Annotated in this window: 20 protein-coding genes and 1 tRNA gene; 15 read left to right on the forward strand and 6 right to left on the reverse strand. The window is 50.8% G+C overall.

Annotated elements, in window-relative coordinates; genetic code table 11:
- Nucleotides 1-141 precede the first annotated feature (141 nt).
- Nucleotides 142-2,385 carry an AraC family transcriptional regulator gene (locus NSU18_RS00570; RefSeq protein ID WP_341147934.1) on the forward strand — a complete coding sequence of 748 codons (2,244 nt, stop codon included), beginning with the start codon at nucleotides 142-144 and terminating at the stop codon, nucleotides 2,383-2,385.
- A gap of 141 nt (nucleotides 2,386-2,526) precedes the next feature.
- On the opposite strand, the gene NSU18_RS00575 is transcribed toward NSU18_RS00570, so the two are convergent.
- Nucleotides 2,527-3,411, reverse strand: a complete 885-nt coding sequence (locus tag NSU18_RS00575; RefSeq protein WP_341147935.1) for a carbohydrate ABC transporter permease — start codon at nucleotides 3,409-3,411, stop codon at nucleotides 2,527-2,529.
- A gap of 380 nt (nucleotides 3,412-3,791) precedes the next feature.
- Here NSU18_RS00575 and NSU18_RS00580 point away from each other — a divergent pair, with 380 nt between their 5' ends.
- From NSU18_RS00580 to NSU18_RS00590, 3 genes are read left to right on the forward strand one after another with little or no spacing between them, the layout of a single operon-like run.
- On the forward strand, nucleotides 3,792-4,649 hold the full coding sequence (locus NSU18_RS00580; RefSeq protein ID WP_445321838.1) for an ABC transporter permease: 858 nt from the start codon (nucleotides 3,792-3,794) through the stop codon (nucleotides 4,647-4,649).
- 41 nt (nucleotides 4,650-4,690) lie between these two features.
- Nucleotides 4,691-6,193, forward strand: a complete 1,503-nt coding sequence (locus tag NSU18_RS00585) for an extracellular solute-binding protein (protein ID WP_341022743.1) — start codon at nucleotides 4,691-4,693, stop codon at nucleotides 6,191-6,193.
- A gap of 47 nt (nucleotides 6,194-6,240) precedes the next feature.
- The gene (locus NSU18_RS00590) at nucleotides 6,241-7,200 is read left to right on the forward strand and encodes a pectinesterase family protein (protein ID WP_341150962.1); all 960 of its coding nucleotides are present in this window, start codon (nucleotides 6,241-6,243) and stop codon (nucleotides 7,198-7,200) included.
- Between the two features lie 89 nt (nucleotides 7,201-7,289).
- On the opposite strand, the gene NSU18_RS00595 is transcribed toward NSU18_RS00590, so the two are convergent.
- The 3 genes from NSU18_RS00595 to NSU18_RS00605 all read right to left on the reverse strand — a co-directional run bounded on the left by NSU18_RS00595 (nucleotide 7,290) and on the right by NSU18_RS00605 (nucleotide 8,742).
- On the reverse strand, nucleotides 7,290-7,577 hold the full coding sequence (locus tag NSU18_RS00595; protein ID WP_036701193.1) for a YxcD family protein: 288 nt from the start codon (nucleotides 7,575-7,577) through the stop codon (nucleotides 7,290-7,292).
- Entirely contained in the window at nucleotides 7,577-8,014 is a 438-nt protein-coding gene (locus NSU18_RS00600; protein WP_341147937.1) for a hypothetical protein, read from the reverse strand. Before NSU18_RS00600 ends, NSU18_RS00595 begins: the two co-directional genes overlap by 1 nt.
- Before the next feature lie 164 nt (nucleotides 8,015-8,178).
- Nucleotides 8,179-8,742: a beta-class carbonic anhydrase gene (locus NSU18_RS00605; protein WP_036701195.1), complete on the reverse strand. Its 564-nt coding sequence runs from the start codon at nucleotides 8,740-8,742 to the stop codon at nucleotides 8,179-8,181.
- A gap of 232 nt (nucleotides 8,743-8,974) precedes the next feature.
- Between NSU18_RS00605 and NSU18_RS00610 the strand changes: the two genes are divergently transcribed.
- The 10 genes from NSU18_RS00610 (at nucleotide 8,975) to NSU18_RS00655 (ending at nucleotide 16,211) form a co-directional block, all read left to right on the forward strand.
- Nucleotides 8,975-10,492 carry a carboxypeptidase M32 gene (locus NSU18_RS00610; protein WP_341147938.1) on the forward strand — a complete coding sequence of 506 codons (1,518 nt, stop codon included), beginning with the start codon at nucleotides 8,975-8,977 and terminating at the stop codon, nucleotides 10,490-10,492.
- Nucleotides 10,493-10,639: 147 nt separating this feature from the next.
- The gene (gene trhA, locus NSU18_RS00615; RefSeq protein WP_341022740.1) at nucleotides 10,640-11,287 is read left to right on the forward strand and encodes a PAQR family membrane homeostasis protein TrhA; all 648 of its coding nucleotides are present in this window, start codon (nucleotides 10,640-10,642) and stop codon (nucleotides 11,285-11,287) included.
- Nucleotides 11,288-11,458: 171 nt separating this feature from the next.
- The gene (gene ylxM / locus NSU18_RS00620; protein ID WP_341022739.1) at nucleotides 11,459-11,815 is read left to right on the forward strand and encodes a YlxM family DNA-binding protein; all 357 of its coding nucleotides are present in this window, start codon (nucleotides 11,459-11,461) and stop codon (nucleotides 11,813-11,815) included.
- Between the two features lie 21 nt (nucleotides 11,816-11,836).
- Nucleotides 11,837-13,228 (forward strand): signal recognition particle protein, encoded by a 1,392-nt coding sequence (gene ffh, locus NSU18_RS00625; protein ID WP_341147939.1) that lies wholly within the window; start codon nucleotides 11,837-11,839, stop codon nucleotides 13,226-13,228.
- 45 nt (nucleotides 13,229-13,273) lie between these two features.
- Nucleotides 13,274-13,546, forward strand: a complete 273-nt coding sequence (rpsP, locus tag NSU18_RS00630; protein WP_036701203.1) for a 30S ribosomal protein S16 — start codon at nucleotides 13,274-13,276, stop codon at nucleotides 13,544-13,546.
- 22 nt (nucleotides 13,547-13,568) lie between these two features.
- Nucleotides 13,569-13,799: a KH domain-containing protein gene (locus tag NSU18_RS00635; protein WP_020432321.1), complete on the forward strand. Its 231-nt coding sequence runs from the start codon at nucleotides 13,569-13,571 to the stop codon at nucleotides 13,797-13,799.
- Between the two features lie 102 nt (nucleotides 13,800-13,901).
- The gene (gene rimM, locus NSU18_RS00640) at nucleotides 13,902-14,426 is read left to right on the forward strand and encodes a ribosome maturation factor RimM (RefSeq protein WP_341147940.1); all 525 of its coding nucleotides are present in this window, start codon (nucleotides 13,902-13,904) and stop codon (nucleotides 14,424-14,426) included.
- On the forward strand, nucleotides 14,426-15,214 hold the full coding sequence (gene trmD, locus NSU18_RS00645; protein ID WP_341023378.1) for a tRNA (guanosine(37)-N1)-methyltransferase TrmD: 789 nt from the start codon (nucleotides 14,426-14,428) through the stop codon (nucleotides 15,212-15,214). Before rimM ends, trmD begins: the two co-directional genes overlap by 1 nt.
- A gap of 252 nt (nucleotides 15,215-15,466) precedes the next feature.
- Nucleotides 15,467-15,595: a hypothetical protein gene (locus NSU18_RS00650; RefSeq protein WP_341022736.1), complete on the forward strand. Its 129-nt coding sequence runs from the start codon at nucleotides 15,467-15,469 to the stop codon at nucleotides 15,593-15,595.
- Between the two features lie 542 nt (nucleotides 15,596-16,137).
- A tRNA-Pro gene (locus NSU18_RS00655) sits at nucleotides 16,138-16,211 on the forward strand.
- A gap of 290 nt (nucleotides 16,212-16,501) precedes the next feature.
- On the opposite strand, the gene NSU18_RS32335 is transcribed toward NSU18_RS00655, so the two are convergent.
- Both NSU18_RS32335 and NSU18_RS00660 read right to left on the reverse strand, forming a co-directional pair.
- Nucleotides 16,502-16,585 (reverse strand): putative holin-like toxin, encoded by an 84-nt coding sequence (locus NSU18_RS32335; RefSeq protein ID WP_445321839.1) that lies wholly within the window; start codon nucleotides 16,583-16,585, stop codon nucleotides 16,502-16,504.
- 349 nt (nucleotides 16,586-16,934) lie between these two features.
- Complete coding sequence (locus NSU18_RS00660) at nucleotides 16,935-17,129, reverse strand: hypothetical protein (RefSeq protein WP_341022734.1); 195 nt, start codon at nucleotides 17,127-17,129, stop codon at nucleotides 16,935-16,937.
- Nucleotides 17,130-17,357: 228 nt separating this feature from the next.
- Here NSU18_RS00660 and NSU18_RS00665 point away from each other — a divergent pair, with 228 nt between their 5' ends.
- Nucleotides 17,358-17,615: a hypothetical protein gene (locus NSU18_RS00665; RefSeq protein WP_036701211.1), complete on the forward strand. Its 258-nt coding sequence runs from the start codon at nucleotides 17,358-17,360 to the stop codon at nucleotides 17,613-17,615.
- Nucleotides 17,616-17,653 lie beyond the last annotated feature (38 nt).

Here is a 17,653-nt window from a genome sequence, read left to right on the forward strand (position 1 = left end):
CTATCGCTGGTCCGTTTTTTTAGCTGCGCGAACGGTATTCACCGTGCGGTCTGCAAATTGCACACGTGAAAATAATCATGGAACCGCATTCATGAAAACGCTATAATTTAATGGAGTCTATCAAATCAAAGGGGAAACACAATGAGCAAAGGAAGAATGTTCTACGGCATCTTTATTCCTATATTAATTCTGGGCGTGGGCCTGGTGGTCGGCTTCGGAAGCTATATTTACATCAGTACCATCGATTCTGTGGTCGAGCGGTTCTCCAGCAGTAAGCAGAGCTATATTGAGCAGATCAAGAACAATCTGGAGCATAAGATTCAAACGATAGAATACGCGTTCAACACCTACAGCACCACCAGCTCTTTTCAGGAGGTCGTGACCCATCCGATTACCGAGCAGGACTTCATTGCTTACCGGAATGTGAACTCGCAGCTGAATTATATCGCCTCCATGGCGGCCGAAGGGACGGAATATTCGCTAATCAGTCTGGTGCAGAATTGGCAGATTCTGAATGAGAAGCTCAGCAATCTCAGTGCCGGTGAGGTTCAGCAGCTCCGGGAGCAGTACATTGAGAATCAGGAGCAGAGCCTCTTCTGGATGAAGACGGACAAGGGCATCCGGTTCGTGAACACACTGCCGGTGTTCTCCACTAAGAAGCAGGCGATTGCCTTATCCGACATTTCATTACATACCCTGAATGCCACGATAAACAGCGGGGAGGACGCCTATGTCTACATTTTGAACAAGCATGGTGAACTGATGTATGAATCCGATCCCGGCAAAGGGCTGTTAGTCCCTGAGCAATTCGGCCAGCTTGCCGGAACGATCAATTACATGGAGGACAAGGGGACAGTCCAGCAGGAGGTCTCCGGCCGCGACAGTCTGAAGCTTATCTATGCCAAGTCCTCGTATAATAACTGGATCTATCTGACCGTGCTGGACCAGGCGGAGATTACCCGCTCGCTGGAGATGACCAAGTTCGGGATCTCCGCGATGGGGCTGCTGTCGATTCTCCTGATCTGGGTGGTGGCATATATGATTTCTCAATATTTCACCAAGCCGATCGAGCAGCTGAAGCGCAGTCTGCCTGTTATTCCGCAGGTGAATTCCAGGAATGAGCTGGAATATATCCGCCATTCGATTGATACGATTATCTCGGAGAAGGCTTCGCTTGAGAGTCTGATCGAATCGGAAATGCCGCGGCTGGAGACGCAGCTGATCCTGAATCTGTTCCGCAGCCGTGTCTCGGCAGAGGAGCTGGAGCAGAGTCTGCTCCGGTTCGGGTACAACCTGTCAGAGAAGCACCGTTATGCGGCGATGCTGATTCAGCTGGACAGTCTGGGCGACCGGGAGGCTTCGGACAAGGATGTCCTGCTGCTGGCCGTCAATAAGATGGTGGAGGAGCTGATCCCGGCTGGTCACCGGCTGCTGCCTATTATCCTGAATGATGACACCCAGGCCACGATTCTGACCTTCGCCGGGTACAGTGATGCTGCGATGAACAAGGAAGTGACGGATTATGCGGCAGCCCTGCTGAAGGCAGTGCGCGATTATCTGAAGGTGTCGATCAGCATCGGCATCAGCAACTTTTACAGCAATTTGTTAGAGAGCAAGGAAGCCGGGGAGATGAGCAAGCAGGCGCTGCATCAACGGCTGAACTTGGGTAAGGAATCGATTATCTTCTATGAGGATATATCCATGGTTGTCTCCGGTCCGGTGTCGCTGCATTATCCGGCAGAGCTGGAGACGCAATTGTTCAATGCCATCCGGCTGGGGGACAAGGAGCAAGTCACCGCTGCGCTCTATCCGTTCCTGGCGGAGCTGATGGGCAAGAACAAGAGCACCCTGAAATTCGAGGTCATGCTGGTGCGGCTCGTGAACAACCTGATTCAGCTGGAGCAGCATCTGGGAGTTAGCGTCCTGTTGACCCAGGATAACAATAAGCTGTATCACCGCCTGCTGGACATCCGCAATCCCGAAGAGATGGAGCGGATGCTGGTGCAGGAGGTTATTTACCCCATGATGTACAGCATGAAGGACAAGACCAGCCAGCAGTTCCGCTGTCTCTCGGATAAGATCACAGACATTGTGCATGCGGAATATGACCGTGAGCTTACGCTGGAGGGGATTGGCGAGCGGCTGCATTACAATCCGAATTATCTAAGCAGCATCTTCAAAAAAGAGTACGGCACCGCCTTCAGCGAATACCTCATGAACTACCGCCTGGAGATGGCCAAACGGTGGCTGACAGAGACGGATATGACGATCAAGGAGATCGCGGAACGGCTGCAGTATCATAATCCGCAGAATTTCATCCGGTCCTTCCGCAAGAAGGAGCAGGTTACGCCTGGCGCTTACCGGAAGCTGAAGCAGGGCGAATAGCAGTGGATTTTAGCGGGAACAGGGGATTGGCATAGGAGCTTGTATCAGGTGTTCATAGAGAAACGGTACCGTCCTTGCTTCAAGGCGGTACCGTTTCTGCATATGCTCTATACATTTGGATGGACGCTGAACGGCGGGCCGTCAGCCTTTGACCGCTCCGAGCAGAGCGCCCTTAGTGAAATGCTTCTGTACAAAAGGATAAGCGGCCAGCATCGGCACAGTGGCGATGACAATGACCGCCATTTTGATCGTTTGAGCCGGCGGCACAATATCGACCGAGCTTCCTTCGGCCTGCATCCCGCTGGAGACAATGACGATCTGGCGCAGCAGCACCTGGATTGGCCATTTTGCCGAATCATTCATGTAGAGGATCGCGTTCATGTACGTGTTCCAGTAAGCAACCGCGTAGAACAGGGAGATGGTGGCGATGGAAGGCAGGGCCAGGGGCAGCATGATCCGCATGAAGATTCCGAAGTCATTGCTTCCGTCGATCTTGGCGGACTCCTCCAGACTGTCAGGCAGCGCCTGGAAGAAGTTGCGCATGATAATCATGTTGAAGGCATTGACGGCAACCGGGAAGATCAGGGACCCGTACGAGTTGATCAGGCCGACGCTTTTGACGACCAGGAAGGTGGGGATCATTCCGCCGCTGAACAGCATGGAGAAGACGACGATGAAGTTAATCGTATTGCGGGCAGGCAGGTATCTCCTGGACAAGCCGTAGGCCATCAGCGCGGTAAGCAGCATACTCACTACGGTTCCTGCAATAGTGACACCCACGGATACCCCGAGTCCCCGGAAGATGGTCGGCGTTGAGAGAATGTAGCGGTACGCGTCCAGGGAGAACGTGGTCGGGAATAAGATGAACCGCTTGGCCATCACCTCCTGGGTGGTAGCGAAGGAGCTGGCAATGATATTGATGAAGGGCAATAAGCAGACAAGCGCAATCAGAATGAGGATGGCTGTATTAACGAAGGTGAAAATCCTTCCGCCGACCGATTCTTTTCTACGTGAGCTATGGTTCATTCTGTGATCCTCCTCGGTTTTCAGTACCTCTTCACTGTAACAAGGAGCAGAAATTACGTATATAATCCGGGCATGAGGTGTTCGCAGTTAAGCCCCGTGCAGCCCGTCTCCGCAGAATAATCATTAGCCTAGGCGGGTAATCCTCAGAGGAGATCTGATCGGCCTTAACCCCGCAGCCGCGGGGGTTCTGTAAACGCTATCACATAATGATTATATACGTAATGTAAGAAATTTCTTACGCTGGAATCGTAACAGGAACGAGCAAAGGAGGCTGACATGTGAAAGCAACAAGCATCACCGCAACACCAAATCTGACCATAGAAAAGGGGAAAGGCGCACGCGCTCTAACGGCTCTGAACAAATACAAGCTGCTGTATCTGATGATCCTGCCCGGGCTGCTGTATTTCATCATCTTTAAATATCTGCCCATGGGCGGGCTGATCATTGCGTTCCAGAATTATCAGCCGTTCCAGGGGATTACCGGGAGTGAGTGGGTCGGCCTGAAGCATTTCATCCGGTTATTTACGGAGCCTACGTTCATGCAGCTGCTGCGCAATACCCTGATTCTGTTTGCCATGAACATTGTGATTTTCTTCCCGCTGCCGATTATTGTAGCCTTGATGCTGAACGAGTTGAAGGGACGTTATCTCAAAAACTGGATTCAGACGATTATCTACATCCCGCACTTCATGTCCTGGGTCATCATTGTCTCCATTACGTATGTGTTCCTGACGGTGGATGGCGGGGTTATCAATGAGATGATCGCAAGTCTTGGCGGCAAAAAGATCAGCTTCCTCACCTCCTCCGAGTGGCTGCGGACGATCTATATCCTGCAGATTATCTGGAAGGAGCTTGGATGGTCGACCATTATTTATCTGGCAGCCATCACTGTAGTGGACCCGCAGCTTTATGAAGCCTCCGAGATGGACGGGGCAAGCCGTCTGCGCAAGACCTGGCATGTTACACTGCCGGCCATCCGTCCCGTGATTATTACGCTGCTGATCCTCAAAATCGGCAGCACGCTGGATCTTGGCTTCGAGCATATGTATCTGCTGCTGAATTCACTGAACCGGAGTGTCGCCGAGATTTTCGATACCTATATCTATACGGCGGGCCTCAAGAACGGGCAATTAAGCTTTAGCACCACGATAGGTTTGTTCAAGGGTGTTGTCGGGTTGATTCTCGTGATGCTCTCCAACAAGCTGGCCAAAAGAATGGGCGAAGACGGCGTGTATTAAAGCTAAGGCTAACTATTTCTATCTACCAAAGGAGAAGTGTTATGAACAAAAGATGGGTCACTCTAATTGCAATCGCTACAATGGCTACCACTGTGCTCTCGGCATGCGGCGGAGACAAAGAAGAGAAGAAGACTGCCGCTGCAGAGGATCTGAACTCGACACTGGAATTAACCTGGCTGAATATTCTGCACACCGCTTCGCCGCCGACCGATACGATCAAATCTCTGCTTGAGGAATACACCAACAGCAAAATCACCTTCAACTGGGTGCCCGATGCTTCCAAGGAAGAGCGGATCACTACGGCGCTGGCCTCCGGGGAGCTTGCAGACATTGTCACCCTGACCATGATGACCAATTCATCGGTTAGAAGCTCACTGAAATCAGGACTGTTCTGGGATGTGGGGCCGTACCTCGCAGAGTTCAGTAATCTGGCGAAGATTGCTCCTGAGCTGAAGGAAGCGGCTTCGATTGAAGGCGTGCTGTACGGCGTTCCCTTCCAGAAGAATCTGGCGCGTTCCGGTCTGATTTTCCGCAAGGACTGGCTGGATAAGCTGGGTCTGCCGGTTCCGAAGACGCTTGATGAGGTCTATGAAGTGGCCAGAGCGTTCACAGAGGACGACCCGGACGGCAACGGTGTGAAGGATACGACAGGCTTCGGGGATCGATCAGAGCTGAAATACAGCAGCTTCAAAACACTAAGCTCCTACTTCGGCACGCCGAATGGCTGGAAGGTGGATGATAGCGGCAAGTTTACCCCTGAATTCGATACCCAAGAGTATATCGACACGATGAATTACTCCAGAAAGCTCTACGAGAACGGATATCTGGCGCAGGACTTCGCAGTTACAGCCAAAACGGACCAGCAGCAGCAATTCGCGCAAGGGAAGACCGGGATCTATACCGGGATGGTGGACATCACCAGTCTGAGAACATTAGCGCAGGATCTGCAGCCGGGCATGGAGCTGGTGCCGGTGAACAAGATTTCTAATGGAGATGGACAGTATCATATCTGGTCCGAGGGCAGCGGGATCGGCGGATTGATGGCTTTTCCGAAATCTGAGGTGAAGACTGAAGCAGAGCTCAAGCGGCTGCTGAAGTTCGTCAATGACCTGATCGATGAGAAGGCGTTCATGCTGATGACCGGCGGGATCGAAGGCACCCACTATGAATATGATGAGAACGGGGCCTTCAAAATTCTGAACACCGAGCTGTGGCAGGCGGATGTGCAGCCTTTCTCCTCCAGCAGACCTAGTGAAATTGCCTATACGCTTAAGGATGCGAACCCTGAGAAGCAGCTGGCCAATGAGCTGATCCGCGAGAATGACAAGTTCGCCGTGCTTGACCCAACCGTTCCGCTGGATTCGGCAACCAATAATGAGCAGGGAACGGAATTGCAAAAGATCATTACAGATGCTACCTTCAAATATATCATGGGCCAATCGGATGAGGCGGCCTTCAAGAAAGCCGTACAGACCTGGAAGGATTCGGGCGGAACCAAGATCACCGAAGAATATGAAGCTGCATATAAACTGACCAAGAAGTAAGCAAGCTATAAACGAAGTCCGGAGTGCGAGAGAGGATGGGAAAAGGAATGCTGGTGGGCAAAGAGGGCTTTTGCGATTACTCTACCATTCAGGCGGCAGTCGATGCCCTGGAACGGCTGGACCCGGAGATAGAGGCCACGCTCTACATTATGCCGGGCGTGTATAAGGAGGAGGTGCGGGTCTACCGCTCCCTTCTCCGTATCATCGGCATCGGACAAGTGGAGATCACGATGAACCGCTATGCCCGGGAGCTGGATGAGCAGGGGGAGGAGATCGGGACCTTTGCGACTCCCACCCTGTTCCTTGGCGGCCGGAAGCTGGTCCTGGAGAATCTGACCGTCTCCAATACAGCGGGGCAAGGCAGCGAGGTAGGGCAGGCAGTAGCGGTGTACGCCCATTGTGATGAGACGGTATTCCGAAATTGTACCTTCAAGGGCCATCAGGACACGCTGTTCACCGGCCCGCTGCCGCCGGCCCCCAGAGAGCGTCTGCTGTTCGGCGGCGTTCCGCTGCGGGAGCATCACGCACAGTACCGCCAGTTATACCAGTACTGTTATATTGAGGGAACGGTAGATTATATTTTTGGGGGAGCAACGGCCTGCTTCGAGCATTGCACGCTGCACAGCCTGCGGAATAGCGGAGGCCATGCAGGCTACATCACGGCAGCCTCCACTCCCGAAGGGCAGGCCTACGGCTACGTGTTCAATCAATGTTATCTGAGCGCTGAGCCGGGAACAGCCCCGGTATTCCTGGGCCGTCCATGGCGGGAGCATGCCAAGACTGCCTTTGTGGATTGCCGGATGGGCCAGCATATCCACCCCCAAGGCTGGACTCATTGGGGCGAGCCTGCCAATGAGCAAATGGTCAGGTATGCGGAGTACACTTCTGAAGGAACTGCGGCGATTCTGCGGCAGCAGCGTGTGCCTTGGGCTGAGCTGCATGGAAGCGGCACTGCGCGGGCCGGCAGGGACGATGTACTGGCCGGGTTCCATCCGCCGGAAGGATAAGTTATCTTGTGATTATGAGGCAGTGACAATAAAAGGGATGACCCCGCTACACGGGGCCATCCCTTTATTCGAGTCAAGTCTTGCAACACTTACGTGTTCACAACCGCTGTAATCTCTTCGTCCAGCTCCAGCCGTACATCTTCACGGTAGGCACGGATGCCGTATTCGCTGTGTACGTAGCGAAGAATAGACTCAATCATGTTGGACTCCACCAGGTACTGGCTTCTTCCCTGTATCCAGACCTCTGCGGTGTAGCCGGTGTCCTCGTCCCAGCTCAGTTCCACCTGGACTTCCTCCACCCGCACAGCCTTACGTTCCGCCATATGCAGGCAGATCGCATTGATAATCTCGTCCATGCTGAGAACAGTAACACCCATTAGTAGCGTCCGTCTCTTTCTTCCAGCCGGCGCCGCTCCTGTCTGCGCTTGAAGAAGGACATAATCAGCGTAATTACGAAGTAGATGGCCAGCATGTTAATCAGGAATCCGATGATATTTCCAAAAGCGCCCATGCCGGCGAACATTCCGCCGAAGAGGAAGCCGGCGATCCCGCCGATCATCAGGCCTTTCATCAGGCTGCCGCCGCTGAAGAAGCCGCGGTTCGCGTTCGCTGCAGTTCCGTTGGTGTTGCTTTTGGTGCTATCGCTTTGTTTCACATTATTTGTGGTTGATTTCTTCGGGGTCGTCGTGAATCCCCGGCTTCCTGATTTGAAGCCCCCGCCGCCGCGGCGGGCATCTGCGAAGTCAGGAACAGTGACAGCGAAGAACAGCGTGAAGGCCATAACGATCATCATTACACGTTTCATTGGTTTCATTGAGTACAAGAACCTCCTAGAAGTTTGGTAACACCCAGTTTACCCGGCTGTTGCCCGGTAATACGCAGAGCGGAGGCTGAGGTTTCAAATTTTAATAAATAAGAATTTACATAAAAAATGCGCGGGTCCGGGACCCGCGCAAACAGCAGTATCAGAGAGTTGCCTTAGTCCGCGTATCCGTCCGAGACAAGCTCAAGCGCTCCGGTAGCCGGATCGATGATCATGCCGTGAATAGGTACGTTTGGGGGGAGTAAGGGATGGCGCTTAATCAGCTCCACAGTCTGAATTACCCCCTCCTCGACATTGTCAAACCCGCGCAGCCATTTCGTCAGCTTAATTCCCGAATTCTCCAGCGTGCTGAGCACTTCATCGGAGACGCCGCGCTCCTTGATGGAGTTAATCATCTTGTCCGCGTTCAGGGAAGCCATGCCGCATTCATAATGCCCGACGACGATGACTTCGTCTGCATCCAGCTCGTATAGCGCAACCATGACGCTGCGCATGACACTGCCGAACGGCTGGGAGATGACGGCTCCGGCGTTCTTGATGATTTTGACATCACCGTTCTTGAAATTCATGGCCTTGGGCAGAAGCTCAACAAGCCGTGTGTCCATGCAGGTGATGATCAGCATTTTTTTATCCGGGAAGCGGCTGGTCAGATAGCTCTCGTATGCCTTTTCCTCTACAAAATGCTTGTTGAACTCCATAATGTCTGTAATCTGACTCATGAGCATGCGCCTCCTTAATTGATTAAACTGTAATCCATTGTACTGCGTCTAGCCGTGAACATAAAGGGCTTCCTGTAATCAAATTTTGCAAAATCTAAGCGGAGCCTGTCTCCGCGCCTGTGAGCCGTTAACTAATTCAAATTTGAAGAGATATCGCCCGAATTTGATTATAGCGATTATAAAAAGTATCATCAAGAGGAGTAGAAAAAAATGACAAGGCAGGTGCTCAGACATGGAACAGCAGGTCCGGGAACAATGGGATAAATTCAGCGAGTTATTATCTAAAATCAAAGGCTATTATGAAGCAATTGGACTTCTGGGCTGGGATCTGCGTACAGGTGCGCCCCGCAAAGGCGTAGAGATCCGTTCCGCCACGCTTGGTATGCTGAGTGCAGAGGCGTTCAAACTCCAGGTATCGGAAGAGATCAGGGCGTTCACAGAGTATCTCAGCCGCCCCGAAGTAGCGGAGCAACTGGATAGCAATCAGAATAAGATTGTGAAGGATACCCGCAAGGAGTACCAGCGCAGTAAGAGCATTCCGTCCAAGACCTTCGAGGAATATTCGGTGCTCACCGCCCATGCGCAGACCGTCTGGGAAGAGGCTAAGGATGAGAATGATTTCGCCTCCTTCGAGCCGTATCTGACCAAGATTGTGGCCCTCAAACAAGAATTCATTGATTATTGGGGTGTGCAAGGCTCGCGTTATGACACATTGCTGGATATGTACGAGCCGGATTTGACGGTTGAGAAGGTGGATGCCATCTTCACCCGTTTGCGCAGCCGTCTTGTACCGCTGGCCGAAGCGATCAATGCCTCGCCGAACAAGCCGGACACCGGATTTCTGAGCCAGATCTTCCCCAAGGAGCAACAGGAGAAATTCGGCCTCTTCTTACTTGAGCAGATGGGGTATGATTTCGAGGCAGGACGTCTGGATGAGAGTGTGCATCCGTTCGCTACCGGCCTGAACCCCGGCGATGTACGCATCACAACGAACTATCTGCTAGACAATGTGACCAGCTCCATCTTCAGCTCGCTGCATGAGGGCGGACATGCCCTGTACGAGCAGAATTTCGGAGAAGAGCTGATTGGTACACCGCTGGCACAGGGTGCTTCCATGGGAATTCATGAATCCCAGTCCAGGCTGTGGGAGAATATGATCGGCCGCAGCCGGGCTTTCTGGCAGCGTTACTATGGCGATCTGCAGCAGCATTTCCCGGAGCAGCTTGCGGACGTGGAGATGGAAGACTTTTACCGGGCGATCAACAGTGTAGGCAACTCCTTCATTCGGATCGAAGCTGATGAACTAACGTATAACCTGCATATTATTGTGCGCTATGAGATTGAGAAGCTGATTTTCAATGAAGGGCTTGAAGTCAAGGACCTGCCTAAGACCTGGAACGCGAAGTATCAGGAATACTTAGGGATTACACCACCGACGGATGCGCTTGGCGTGCTCCAGGATGTTCATTGGTCCGGTGGAGATTTCGGCTATTTCGCTTCCTATTCCTTGGGTAACATGTATGCAGCCCAGATGTTGAACACCCTGCGTAAGGAGCTGCCGGAGTTCGAGGAGCTGATTGCCGCCGGTAACCTGCTGCCGATCAAGGAATGGCTGACGGGCAAGGTATACCGCTACGGCCAGAGCCTGACCCCTTCGCAGATTATTGAGCAAGTCACAGGCGAACCGCTTAATCCCGATTATCTGGCAGATTATCTGGAAGCGAAGTATGCGGAGCTCTATAAGCTATAAGCTAAAAGACTTGCAGCAACAGCTAATGATGGCTGCTTAGGCGATTGAATGATACAGCAGCAGCCTGCCCTGCGGCATCCGTAAGCTGGAAGGACTTCGGAGAAACGGCTATAATAGAAGGAAACCGCAAACGGAAGGAATCGTGGTATGGCTAATACTCACACTTACAGCCGCAAGGAAGAAGTTGCTAATGCGGTTACTCACGGGATCGGCGCTGTCTTAAGCATTGCTGCATTGGTGCTGCTGGTCGTATACGCTGCTCAGAATGGCACAGCCTGGCATGTAGTCAGTTTCTCCATTTATGGCGCTACTATGCTGCTGCTGTATTTTAATTCAACGATGGTGCATAGTCTCAGGGAGGGGAAAGCGAAGGATTTCTTTGAATTTCTTGACCATTCCTCAATTTATTTATTCATTGCCGGAACGTATACCCCGTTCATGCTGGTGGCGATCCGCGGACCGCTGGGCTGGACTTTATTTGGTATCGCTTGGGGCGTGGCGGTATTCGGTGTTTTCTTCAAGGCCTTTTTCGTCAAAAAATTCCTGTTCATGTCCACCATCTTCTATATTGCGATGGGCTGGATGATCGTAATCGCCTGGAGCCCTCTGTCCCAGGCTGTTGCCAGCGGCGGGATGACACTGCTGGTAGCAGGGGGGCTGATGTACACGCTCGGCACCGTCTTTTATGTATGGCGGGGCTTCCCGTATCATCATGCGATCTGGCATTTATTCGTGCTTGCCGGAACCGTCTTGCACTTCTTCGTTGTATTGTTATATATTCTCCCTATTCATTAAAAGCGGAATATATGAGGCAGGAATGGCGCCGGATTTCAGCGCAGGAATGCCGGTTTTGGACAAAGTGAAAGATGACAAGTAAAAAGACTTGACATCTTTCTTTGTTTTCGGTATCATAAGGGACGTTGTGAAGCTGTAAAGTGTTTTTCCTTGACGAAGGGAGTGCCCTTAATGAGTCAGGAGAATAGGCTCGAGAAAACCAACCGGATCAACCTGTTATTCGCTTTCTATGAACGGCTGCTTACTGACAAGCAACAGACGTTTCTCAAATATTATTTCCATGATGATTTCTCCCTGGGGGAGATCGCAGCGGAATTTGAAATTAGCCGCCAGGCTGTGTATGAGCATATCAAGCGGGCGGAGCAAGTGCTTGAGAATTATGAAGAGAAGCTTGGACTCCTGTCCAAGCATGAAGACCGTAACAAATACTTAGAAGAAATGCGCAGACTGCAGGATACGGCAATGCTGCCTGAGCAATATAAACAGCAGTTCATGGAACTCATGGACCGGCTGCAGAAGTTAGAGTAGGAAGAAGGGAGCGAGCCGCCTATGGCATTTGAAGGATTAACCGGAAGATTGCAGAATGTGTTCAGCAAACTGCGCGGCAAAGGGAAAGTATCCGAAGATGACGTAAACGAAGCGATGCGTGAAGTGCGGCTGGCCCTTCTGGAAGCCGATGTTAACTTCAAGGTCGTCAAGGACTTCGTGTCCAAGGTGAAAGAGAAGTCTGTTGGCACGGAAGTGATGGACAGCTTCACGCCAGGCATGGTCATCATCGATATTGTTAACAAGGAACTGACCGAGCTGATGGGTGGAAGCCAGGCGAAGCTGGCTAAGTCGAACAAGCCGCCGACAGTCATTATGATGACGGGTCTGCAGGGCGCAGGGAAGACGACCACTTCCGGTAAGCTGGCGAAGCTGCTGCAGAAGGGCAATCACCGCCCGCTGCTCGTAGCTGCCGATATCTACCGTCCGGCTGCGATTAAGCAGCTGCAGGTGGTCGGAGAACAGATTAAGGTTCCTGTCTTCTCGCTGGGTGATCAGACCAGTCCGGTAGAGATTGCCAGACAAGGTGTTCAGCATGCGAAGGATAATAACCTGGATTATGTCCTGATCGATACGGCAGGCCGCCTGCATATTGATGAAGAGCTGATGGAAGAGCTGAAGCAGATTCATAACGTTGTAACTCCGGATGAAGTGCTTCTGGTAGTCGATGCTATGACCGGTCAGGATGCTGTGAATGTGGCGGACAGCTTCAACAAGCAGCTGGAGCTTACCGGCGTAGTGCTTACGAAGCTTGACGGCGACACCCGTGGTGGTGCTGCGTTATCCGTCAAGGCGGTCACCGGCTGTCCGATCAAATTCGCCGCTCTGGGCGAGAAGATCGATGCGCTGGAGCCGTTCCATCCGGAGCGGATGGCTTCGCGGATTCTCGGCATGGGCGACATGCTGTCGCTGATTGAGAAGGCTCAGGCCAACATCGATACCGAGAAGGCCAAGGAAATGGAACGTAAGATGCGTAATGCAGAGTTCACGTTCGATGATTTCCTGGAGCAGATGGATCAGGTGAAGAAGCTTGGCCCGATCGATCAGATTCTTGATATGCTGCCTGGCATGAACAAGGCCAAGGGCATGAAGGACCTGAAGGTGGACGATAAGCAGATGGGCCGCGTTGAAGCCATTGTTCATTCCATGACCAAGGCCGAGAAAGCCCAGCCTGAGATTATCAACCATAACCGCCGCAAGCGTATTGCAGCAGGCAGCGGTACCAACGTCGCTGAAGTGAACCGGCTCATCAAGCAATTCGATGAAATGCGCAAGATGATGAAGCAGTTCTCCGGCATGATGGGCGGCGGAGGCGGCAAGGGCGGTAAGAAGAACGCCATGAAGCAGCTCAAGGGCCTTGCCGGCAAAGGCGGCATGAAGTTCCCGTTCCGTTGATCTTCTTTCCCTATATTTCGATATTCTTTTAAGGAGGTGAATTTCGTGGCAGTACGTATTCGTTTGAAAAGAATGGGAGCACATAAAGCGCCTTTCTACCGTGTAGTGGTTTCCGATTCCCGGTCTCCTCGTGACGGCCGTTTTATCGAGGAAATCGGTTATTATAATCCGATCGAAGTACCGGCAGTCGTTAAGATTGACGAAGAGAAGGCTCTTAAATGGCTTCAGACAGGTGCACAAGCATCTGATACCGTCCGCAACCTGCTTTCCAAAGCTGGCGTGATGAAGAAGTTCCATGAGTCAAAGCTTCAGAAATAATGACTGATTGCGAGGGTCCTCTATGGAAGAATTAGTTGGTGTTATTGCTAAGGCTTTAGTGGATCATCCGGAGGATGTGGCCGTACGGACCGTGGAGAAGGATCACTTGATAGTCTATGAGTTGTCCGTGCATCCTGATGATGTCGGCAAGGTTATCGGCAAGCAGGGGCGGATCGCCAAAGCGCTTCGTACCGTAGTCACATCTGCAGCAGTCAAAAGTGATAAACGCGTTACCGTGGATATTTTATCTTAAGGATGCGCACAAGGAGGGGCTAGGGATAGTATATCCCGGCTCCTTTTTGTTGAAAATATAAGAATTTATAAGCTGAATAATTAAAGTGAAGGAGATGAACACATGACACAAGAGTTAACCGTAGGCAGACTGGTGAATACGCACGGTATTCGCGGGGAGATCAAAATCCTGTCGCATACCGATTTCCCGGAGGTGCGGTTTGCACCCGGCAAGAAGCTGCTGCTGATTCCCGCAGACGGAAGCCCGAAATTCGAGGTTACGATCGAAGCGGCGAGAGAGCATAAAGGGATGTATATCGCGAGGCTTAAGGGGTATACGAACATTAATGAGATTGAGAAGTATAAAGGCAGTATGCTTAAGGTACCTAGTGATAATCTGGTTGAGCTGCCGGAGAACGAATATTACTTCCACCAGATCGTAGGCTGTGAAGTCTACACAGATGAAGATGCCAGCCAGCCGCTGGGAACGATTACAGAGATTCTGCAGCCTGGGGCCAACGATGTCTGGGTAGTGAAGCCGAAGAAGGGCCAGGATATTCTGATTCCGGTTATTAACGATGTAGTGCTGGACGTCAATATTGCAGCCAAAAAAATTACTGTGCACCTTATGGAAGGGCTGCTCCCATGATCCGCATCGACGTGCTGACGCTGTTCCCGGATATGTGTGAAGGCGTCTTCGGCACCAGCATTCTCGGTAAGGCCCGTGAGAAAGGCATTGCTTCACTGAACACTGTGAACTTCCGCGACTTCTCGGGCAACAAGCATAACAGCGTGGATGATACGCCTTACGGCGGAGGGGGAGGGATGGTATTGAAACCTGACCCTATCTTCGCAGCGGTGGAGCATGTGCTGGCTCAGAGTACTGCCGGAGGGGAGCAAGGTGAGAGCGGGGATACAGAGGCAGTGAAGCCGCGTATTATTCTGATGTGCCCTCAGGGCCGGACCTATAACCAGCAGATCGCCGAAGAGCTGGCACAGGAACAGCACCTGATCTTCATCTGCGGTCATTATGAGGGCTATGACGAGCGAATCCGTGAGCATCTGGTGACGGACGAGCTGTCAATTGGCGACTATGTGCTGACCGGCGGTGAGTTGCCTGCTATGACCGTAATAGATTCGATCGTGCGGCTGCAGCCAGGGGCCCTGGGTAACGAGACCTCTGCCATCTCCGACTCCTTCAGCACCGGGCTGCTGGAGTACCCGCATTATACCCGCCCGGCAGAGTTCCGGGGCTGGAAGGTGCCGGACATGCTGCTCAGCGGGCATCATGCCAATATCGAGGTGTGGCGGCGAGAGCAGGCGCTTCAGCGTACCCTTGAACGCAGACCGGATCTGCTGGAGACGGCTGAGCTGACGGTGAAGGACAAGCAGACGCTGAAGCGGCTGCAGGAGCAGGCAAGCCTCAAAAATAATTAATTGTAAATTTGGGCCTGAATAGAGTCATAGCTGGCGTCTTTTTAACGTATATTACGTTAGGGAGGCGTTTTTTGCTGTGTGCTGGGGATTGTAAGACATGTTTCATGAAGGTGACAGGTAGGCAGGAAGAGTAGATTTTTATTTTGAAAATAGAAGCAGGGGTGTGTCGGTACCCGTGTGCAAGGGTAATAATAAGAGGCGCCGCAAGAGTAGATGCAGCTTAAGACACAGCTAGCTTAACTATCGAAAGGAATGACTGAAGTGACTACGAATACGCATGAACCATTCAAGCCAGCCGTGGACACAGTCCACAACAAAGAGGCGGAGCCGCTCCGCACAGTGAGTGATATTATCGATTTCTATAAGAATCGTAAATCATAACTAAGATATGCAAGGAATGAATTAGACCCTGGTATCAGGTTCCATAGCCTCAGTAATACAGCAGATTACACCAATAACCGCTTGAGCAGAAGGACGTAAGATCCTGATGGCTCAAGTGGTTATTTTTAAGATGATACCACATAAAAAAAGACCGTCCGAAGACGGTCTCTCTACCCGAGGCGCTAGTTTGTAACTTTGATCCGTATCCCGCGCCACCAAGGCTACAACATTCAGCCGTTGGTCCGGGTAAGGGATACGTTCAGCATGTCATGCTTGATGTGAACGCACCTCCTTTCCTTGTGCCAAGAGTATAGCACAGCCTTTACGGAAAATCCATTAAATTTTAATAACATCCGAAAAAATATTGAACTCTATAAAAATACTGAACTCTATTTGAAACGGCTGCGCGAGTAGGGTATATTTATAGTATAAGCAGCAAGTAACCGCTTACCGGCATATTTTACATCGGGTGAACGTATCTTAATCATAGGTACGCGGTAAACGTAAGGCCGCTGTATTGTATTGGATTCTGTTTGAAATGTCGGGGTATAGCGCAGCCTGGTAGCGCGCACCCTTGGGGTGGGTGAGGTCGCAGGTTCAAATCCTGTTACTCCGATTATTCTAATGTATCAAGGTTCTAGCCACTTTTTAAAGGAAGCTTTATTTTGTTGTTAAAATTTTGTTTGACGCAGAAGAGGATGCTAGTAGTCTCGAATTATAATACAAACTGTAATACAAAGGTGTAATACTTGTATTACAAAGTAAAACAAAACGTGATATACTATAGTCAACAAAAAGAGCCGTGCGGTCAACACGACTCCCCTGCGCAATAGAGCCGCTTTTAAGGGCGGTCAGCTTTAGTGGAATGACGGATACAAATAGACCGATTCCTAACCGGGGCGCGGTCTATTTGCGTTTATGGAATGAAAGTATTAGAACAACCAGAGTCGCAAATGAGATCATTAGCGTTAAAGTGTCTTTAACTTCCACAAGGCATCCCTCCCTTCTAGAGAGGTAGCCGACACGCCCCTATAAGCCTATTCTATTGCTTCTGTGATTATATCATATTTTTTAGATGAGTGGCAGATATTTCCACTCTTTTTTGCGTTGTTTTAAAGTCAAAAAAGGTATGAACAGACGTATACCACAAGACAAATTTTCAGATGTGTTTTTAGCGACAAAAAGAGTTGAGCCGTCCAATTAACATTACAACACAAACAAACACTATTAGTATTGATGAGACGTTACAAATAACTTACATAAAAAAACACTTCCGTCAGCGTGTTACGCTCTGTAGGAAGTGTTTTTATTTTGAGGATAAGACCCAGGTGCGGTTAAGTTAATACCTGCCCCTGTCTCCATCCCGGCGGGTAAGCATGATGACTCCCGTGACCAAGGAATACAAGGCAACAACCATAAGCAATACAATGGCCCAAGTATAATTGCGCACCGTGTAGGTGAGCGAAGCGAAGATGATAAACCAGGCGATCCGCAGTACTCCTTCATTAATAAAACGTCTGCCTGCTGTACTCATGATTCCTGCCTCCTTATGGATTGTAGAAGATTGTTCACAACCGTAAGCGGTTAATTGTTTTTGTTACTTTAATATTACCCCTTTTTCCACAAAATTGATACACAATGTTCACAAGTTCTTCATTTCACAGCTATTTTACTTATAGACAGCTGCTGCGTGACGATAGCCGTTACCGGCTTATCCCTCCCCTCATAAGATACAGAACCACGATTAAGGAGGAAACAGCAGATGGAAGCTTATTATAATTGTCTCCATTGCAAAGATAAGCGTGTACGTATTATGACTTCTGACGGCAAACGCCATGAAGGAATTATTGTGGATGTGGACCGGAACAATGTGTATCTTAAAACAAAGGGCAATGGCAGAATGCAAACCTCGGCCTTTTACCCGGGCGGTGCGGGAAACTACTATGGCGGCTACTATGGCTACGGCAGTCAGATCCTTACCTTGAGCCTGTTCACGCTTTTGGCAATTGCACTAATCTGACGATAGGCTGAACAAGACAAAAGTGGGCTCCTGGAAGT

The organism is Paenibacillus sp. FSL H8-0048 (assembly GCF_038002825.1).
Classification (GTDB): domain Bacteria; phylum Bacillota; class Bacilli; order Paenibacillales; family Paenibacillaceae; genus Paenibacillus_AQ.

Coding starts and splice junctions, on each gene's coding strand:
- NSU18_RS00570 (WP_341147934.1), top strand. CDS start 142: ATGAGCAAAGGAAGAATGTTCTACGGCATCTTTATTCCTATATTAATT.
- NSU18_RS00575 (WP_341147935.1), bottom strand. CDS start 3,411: ATGAACCATAGCTCACGTAGAAAAGAATCGGTCGGCGGAAGGATTTTC.
- NSU18_RS00580 (WP_445321838.1), top strand. CDS start 3,792: ATGATCCTGCCCGGGCTGCTGTATTTCATCATCTTTAAATATCTGCCC.
- NSU18_RS00585 (WP_341022743.1), top strand. CDS start 4,691: ATGAACAAAAGATGGGTCACTCTAATTGCAATCGCTACAATGGCTACC.
- NSU18_RS00590 (WP_341150962.1), top strand. CDS start 6,241: ATGCTGGTGGGCAAAGAGGGCTTTTGCGATTACTCTACCATTCAGGCG.
- NSU18_RS00595 (WP_036701193.1), bottom strand. CDS start 7,577: ATGGGTGTTACTGTTCTCAGCATGGACGAGATTATCAATGCGATCTGC.
- NSU18_RS00600 (WP_341147937.1), bottom strand. CDS start 8,014: ATGAAACCAATGAAACGTGTAATGATGATCGTTATGGCCTTCACGCTG.
- NSU18_RS00605 (WP_036701195.1), bottom strand. CDS start 8,742: ATGAGTCAGATTACAGACATTATGGAGTTCAACAAGCATTTTGTAGAG.
- NSU18_RS00610 (WP_341147938.1), top strand. CDS start 8,975: ATGGAACAGCAGGTCCGGGAACAATGGGATAAATTCAGCGAGTTATTA.
- trhA (WP_341022740.1), top strand. CDS start 10,640: ATGGCTAATACTCACACTTACAGCCGCAAGGAAGAAGTTGCTAATGCG.
- ylxM (WP_341022739.1), top strand. CDS start 11,459: ATGAGTCAGGAGAATAGGCTCGAGAAAACCAACCGGATCAACCTGTTA.
- ffh (WP_341147939.1), top strand. CDS start 11,837: ATGGCATTTGAAGGATTAACCGGAAGATTGCAGAATGTGTTCAGCAAA.
- NSU18_RS00635 (WP_020432321.1), top strand. CDS start 13,569: ATGGAAGAATTAGTTGGTGTTATTGCTAAGGCTTTAGTGGATCATCCG.
- rimM (WP_341147940.1), top strand. CDS start 13,902: ATGACACAAGAGTTAACCGTAGGCAGACTGGTGAATACGCACGGTATT.
- NSU18_RS00650 (WP_341022736.1), top strand. CDS start 15,467: ATGACTGAAGTGACTACGAATACGCATGAACCATTCAAGCCAGCCGTG.
- NSU18_RS00660 (WP_341022734.1), bottom strand. CDS start 17,129: ATGAGTACAGCAGGCAGACGTTTTATTAATGAAGGAGTACTGCGGATC.
- NSU18_RS00665 (WP_036701211.1), top strand. CDS start 17,358: ATGGAAGCTTATTATAATTGTCTCCATTGCAAAGATAAGCGTGTACGT.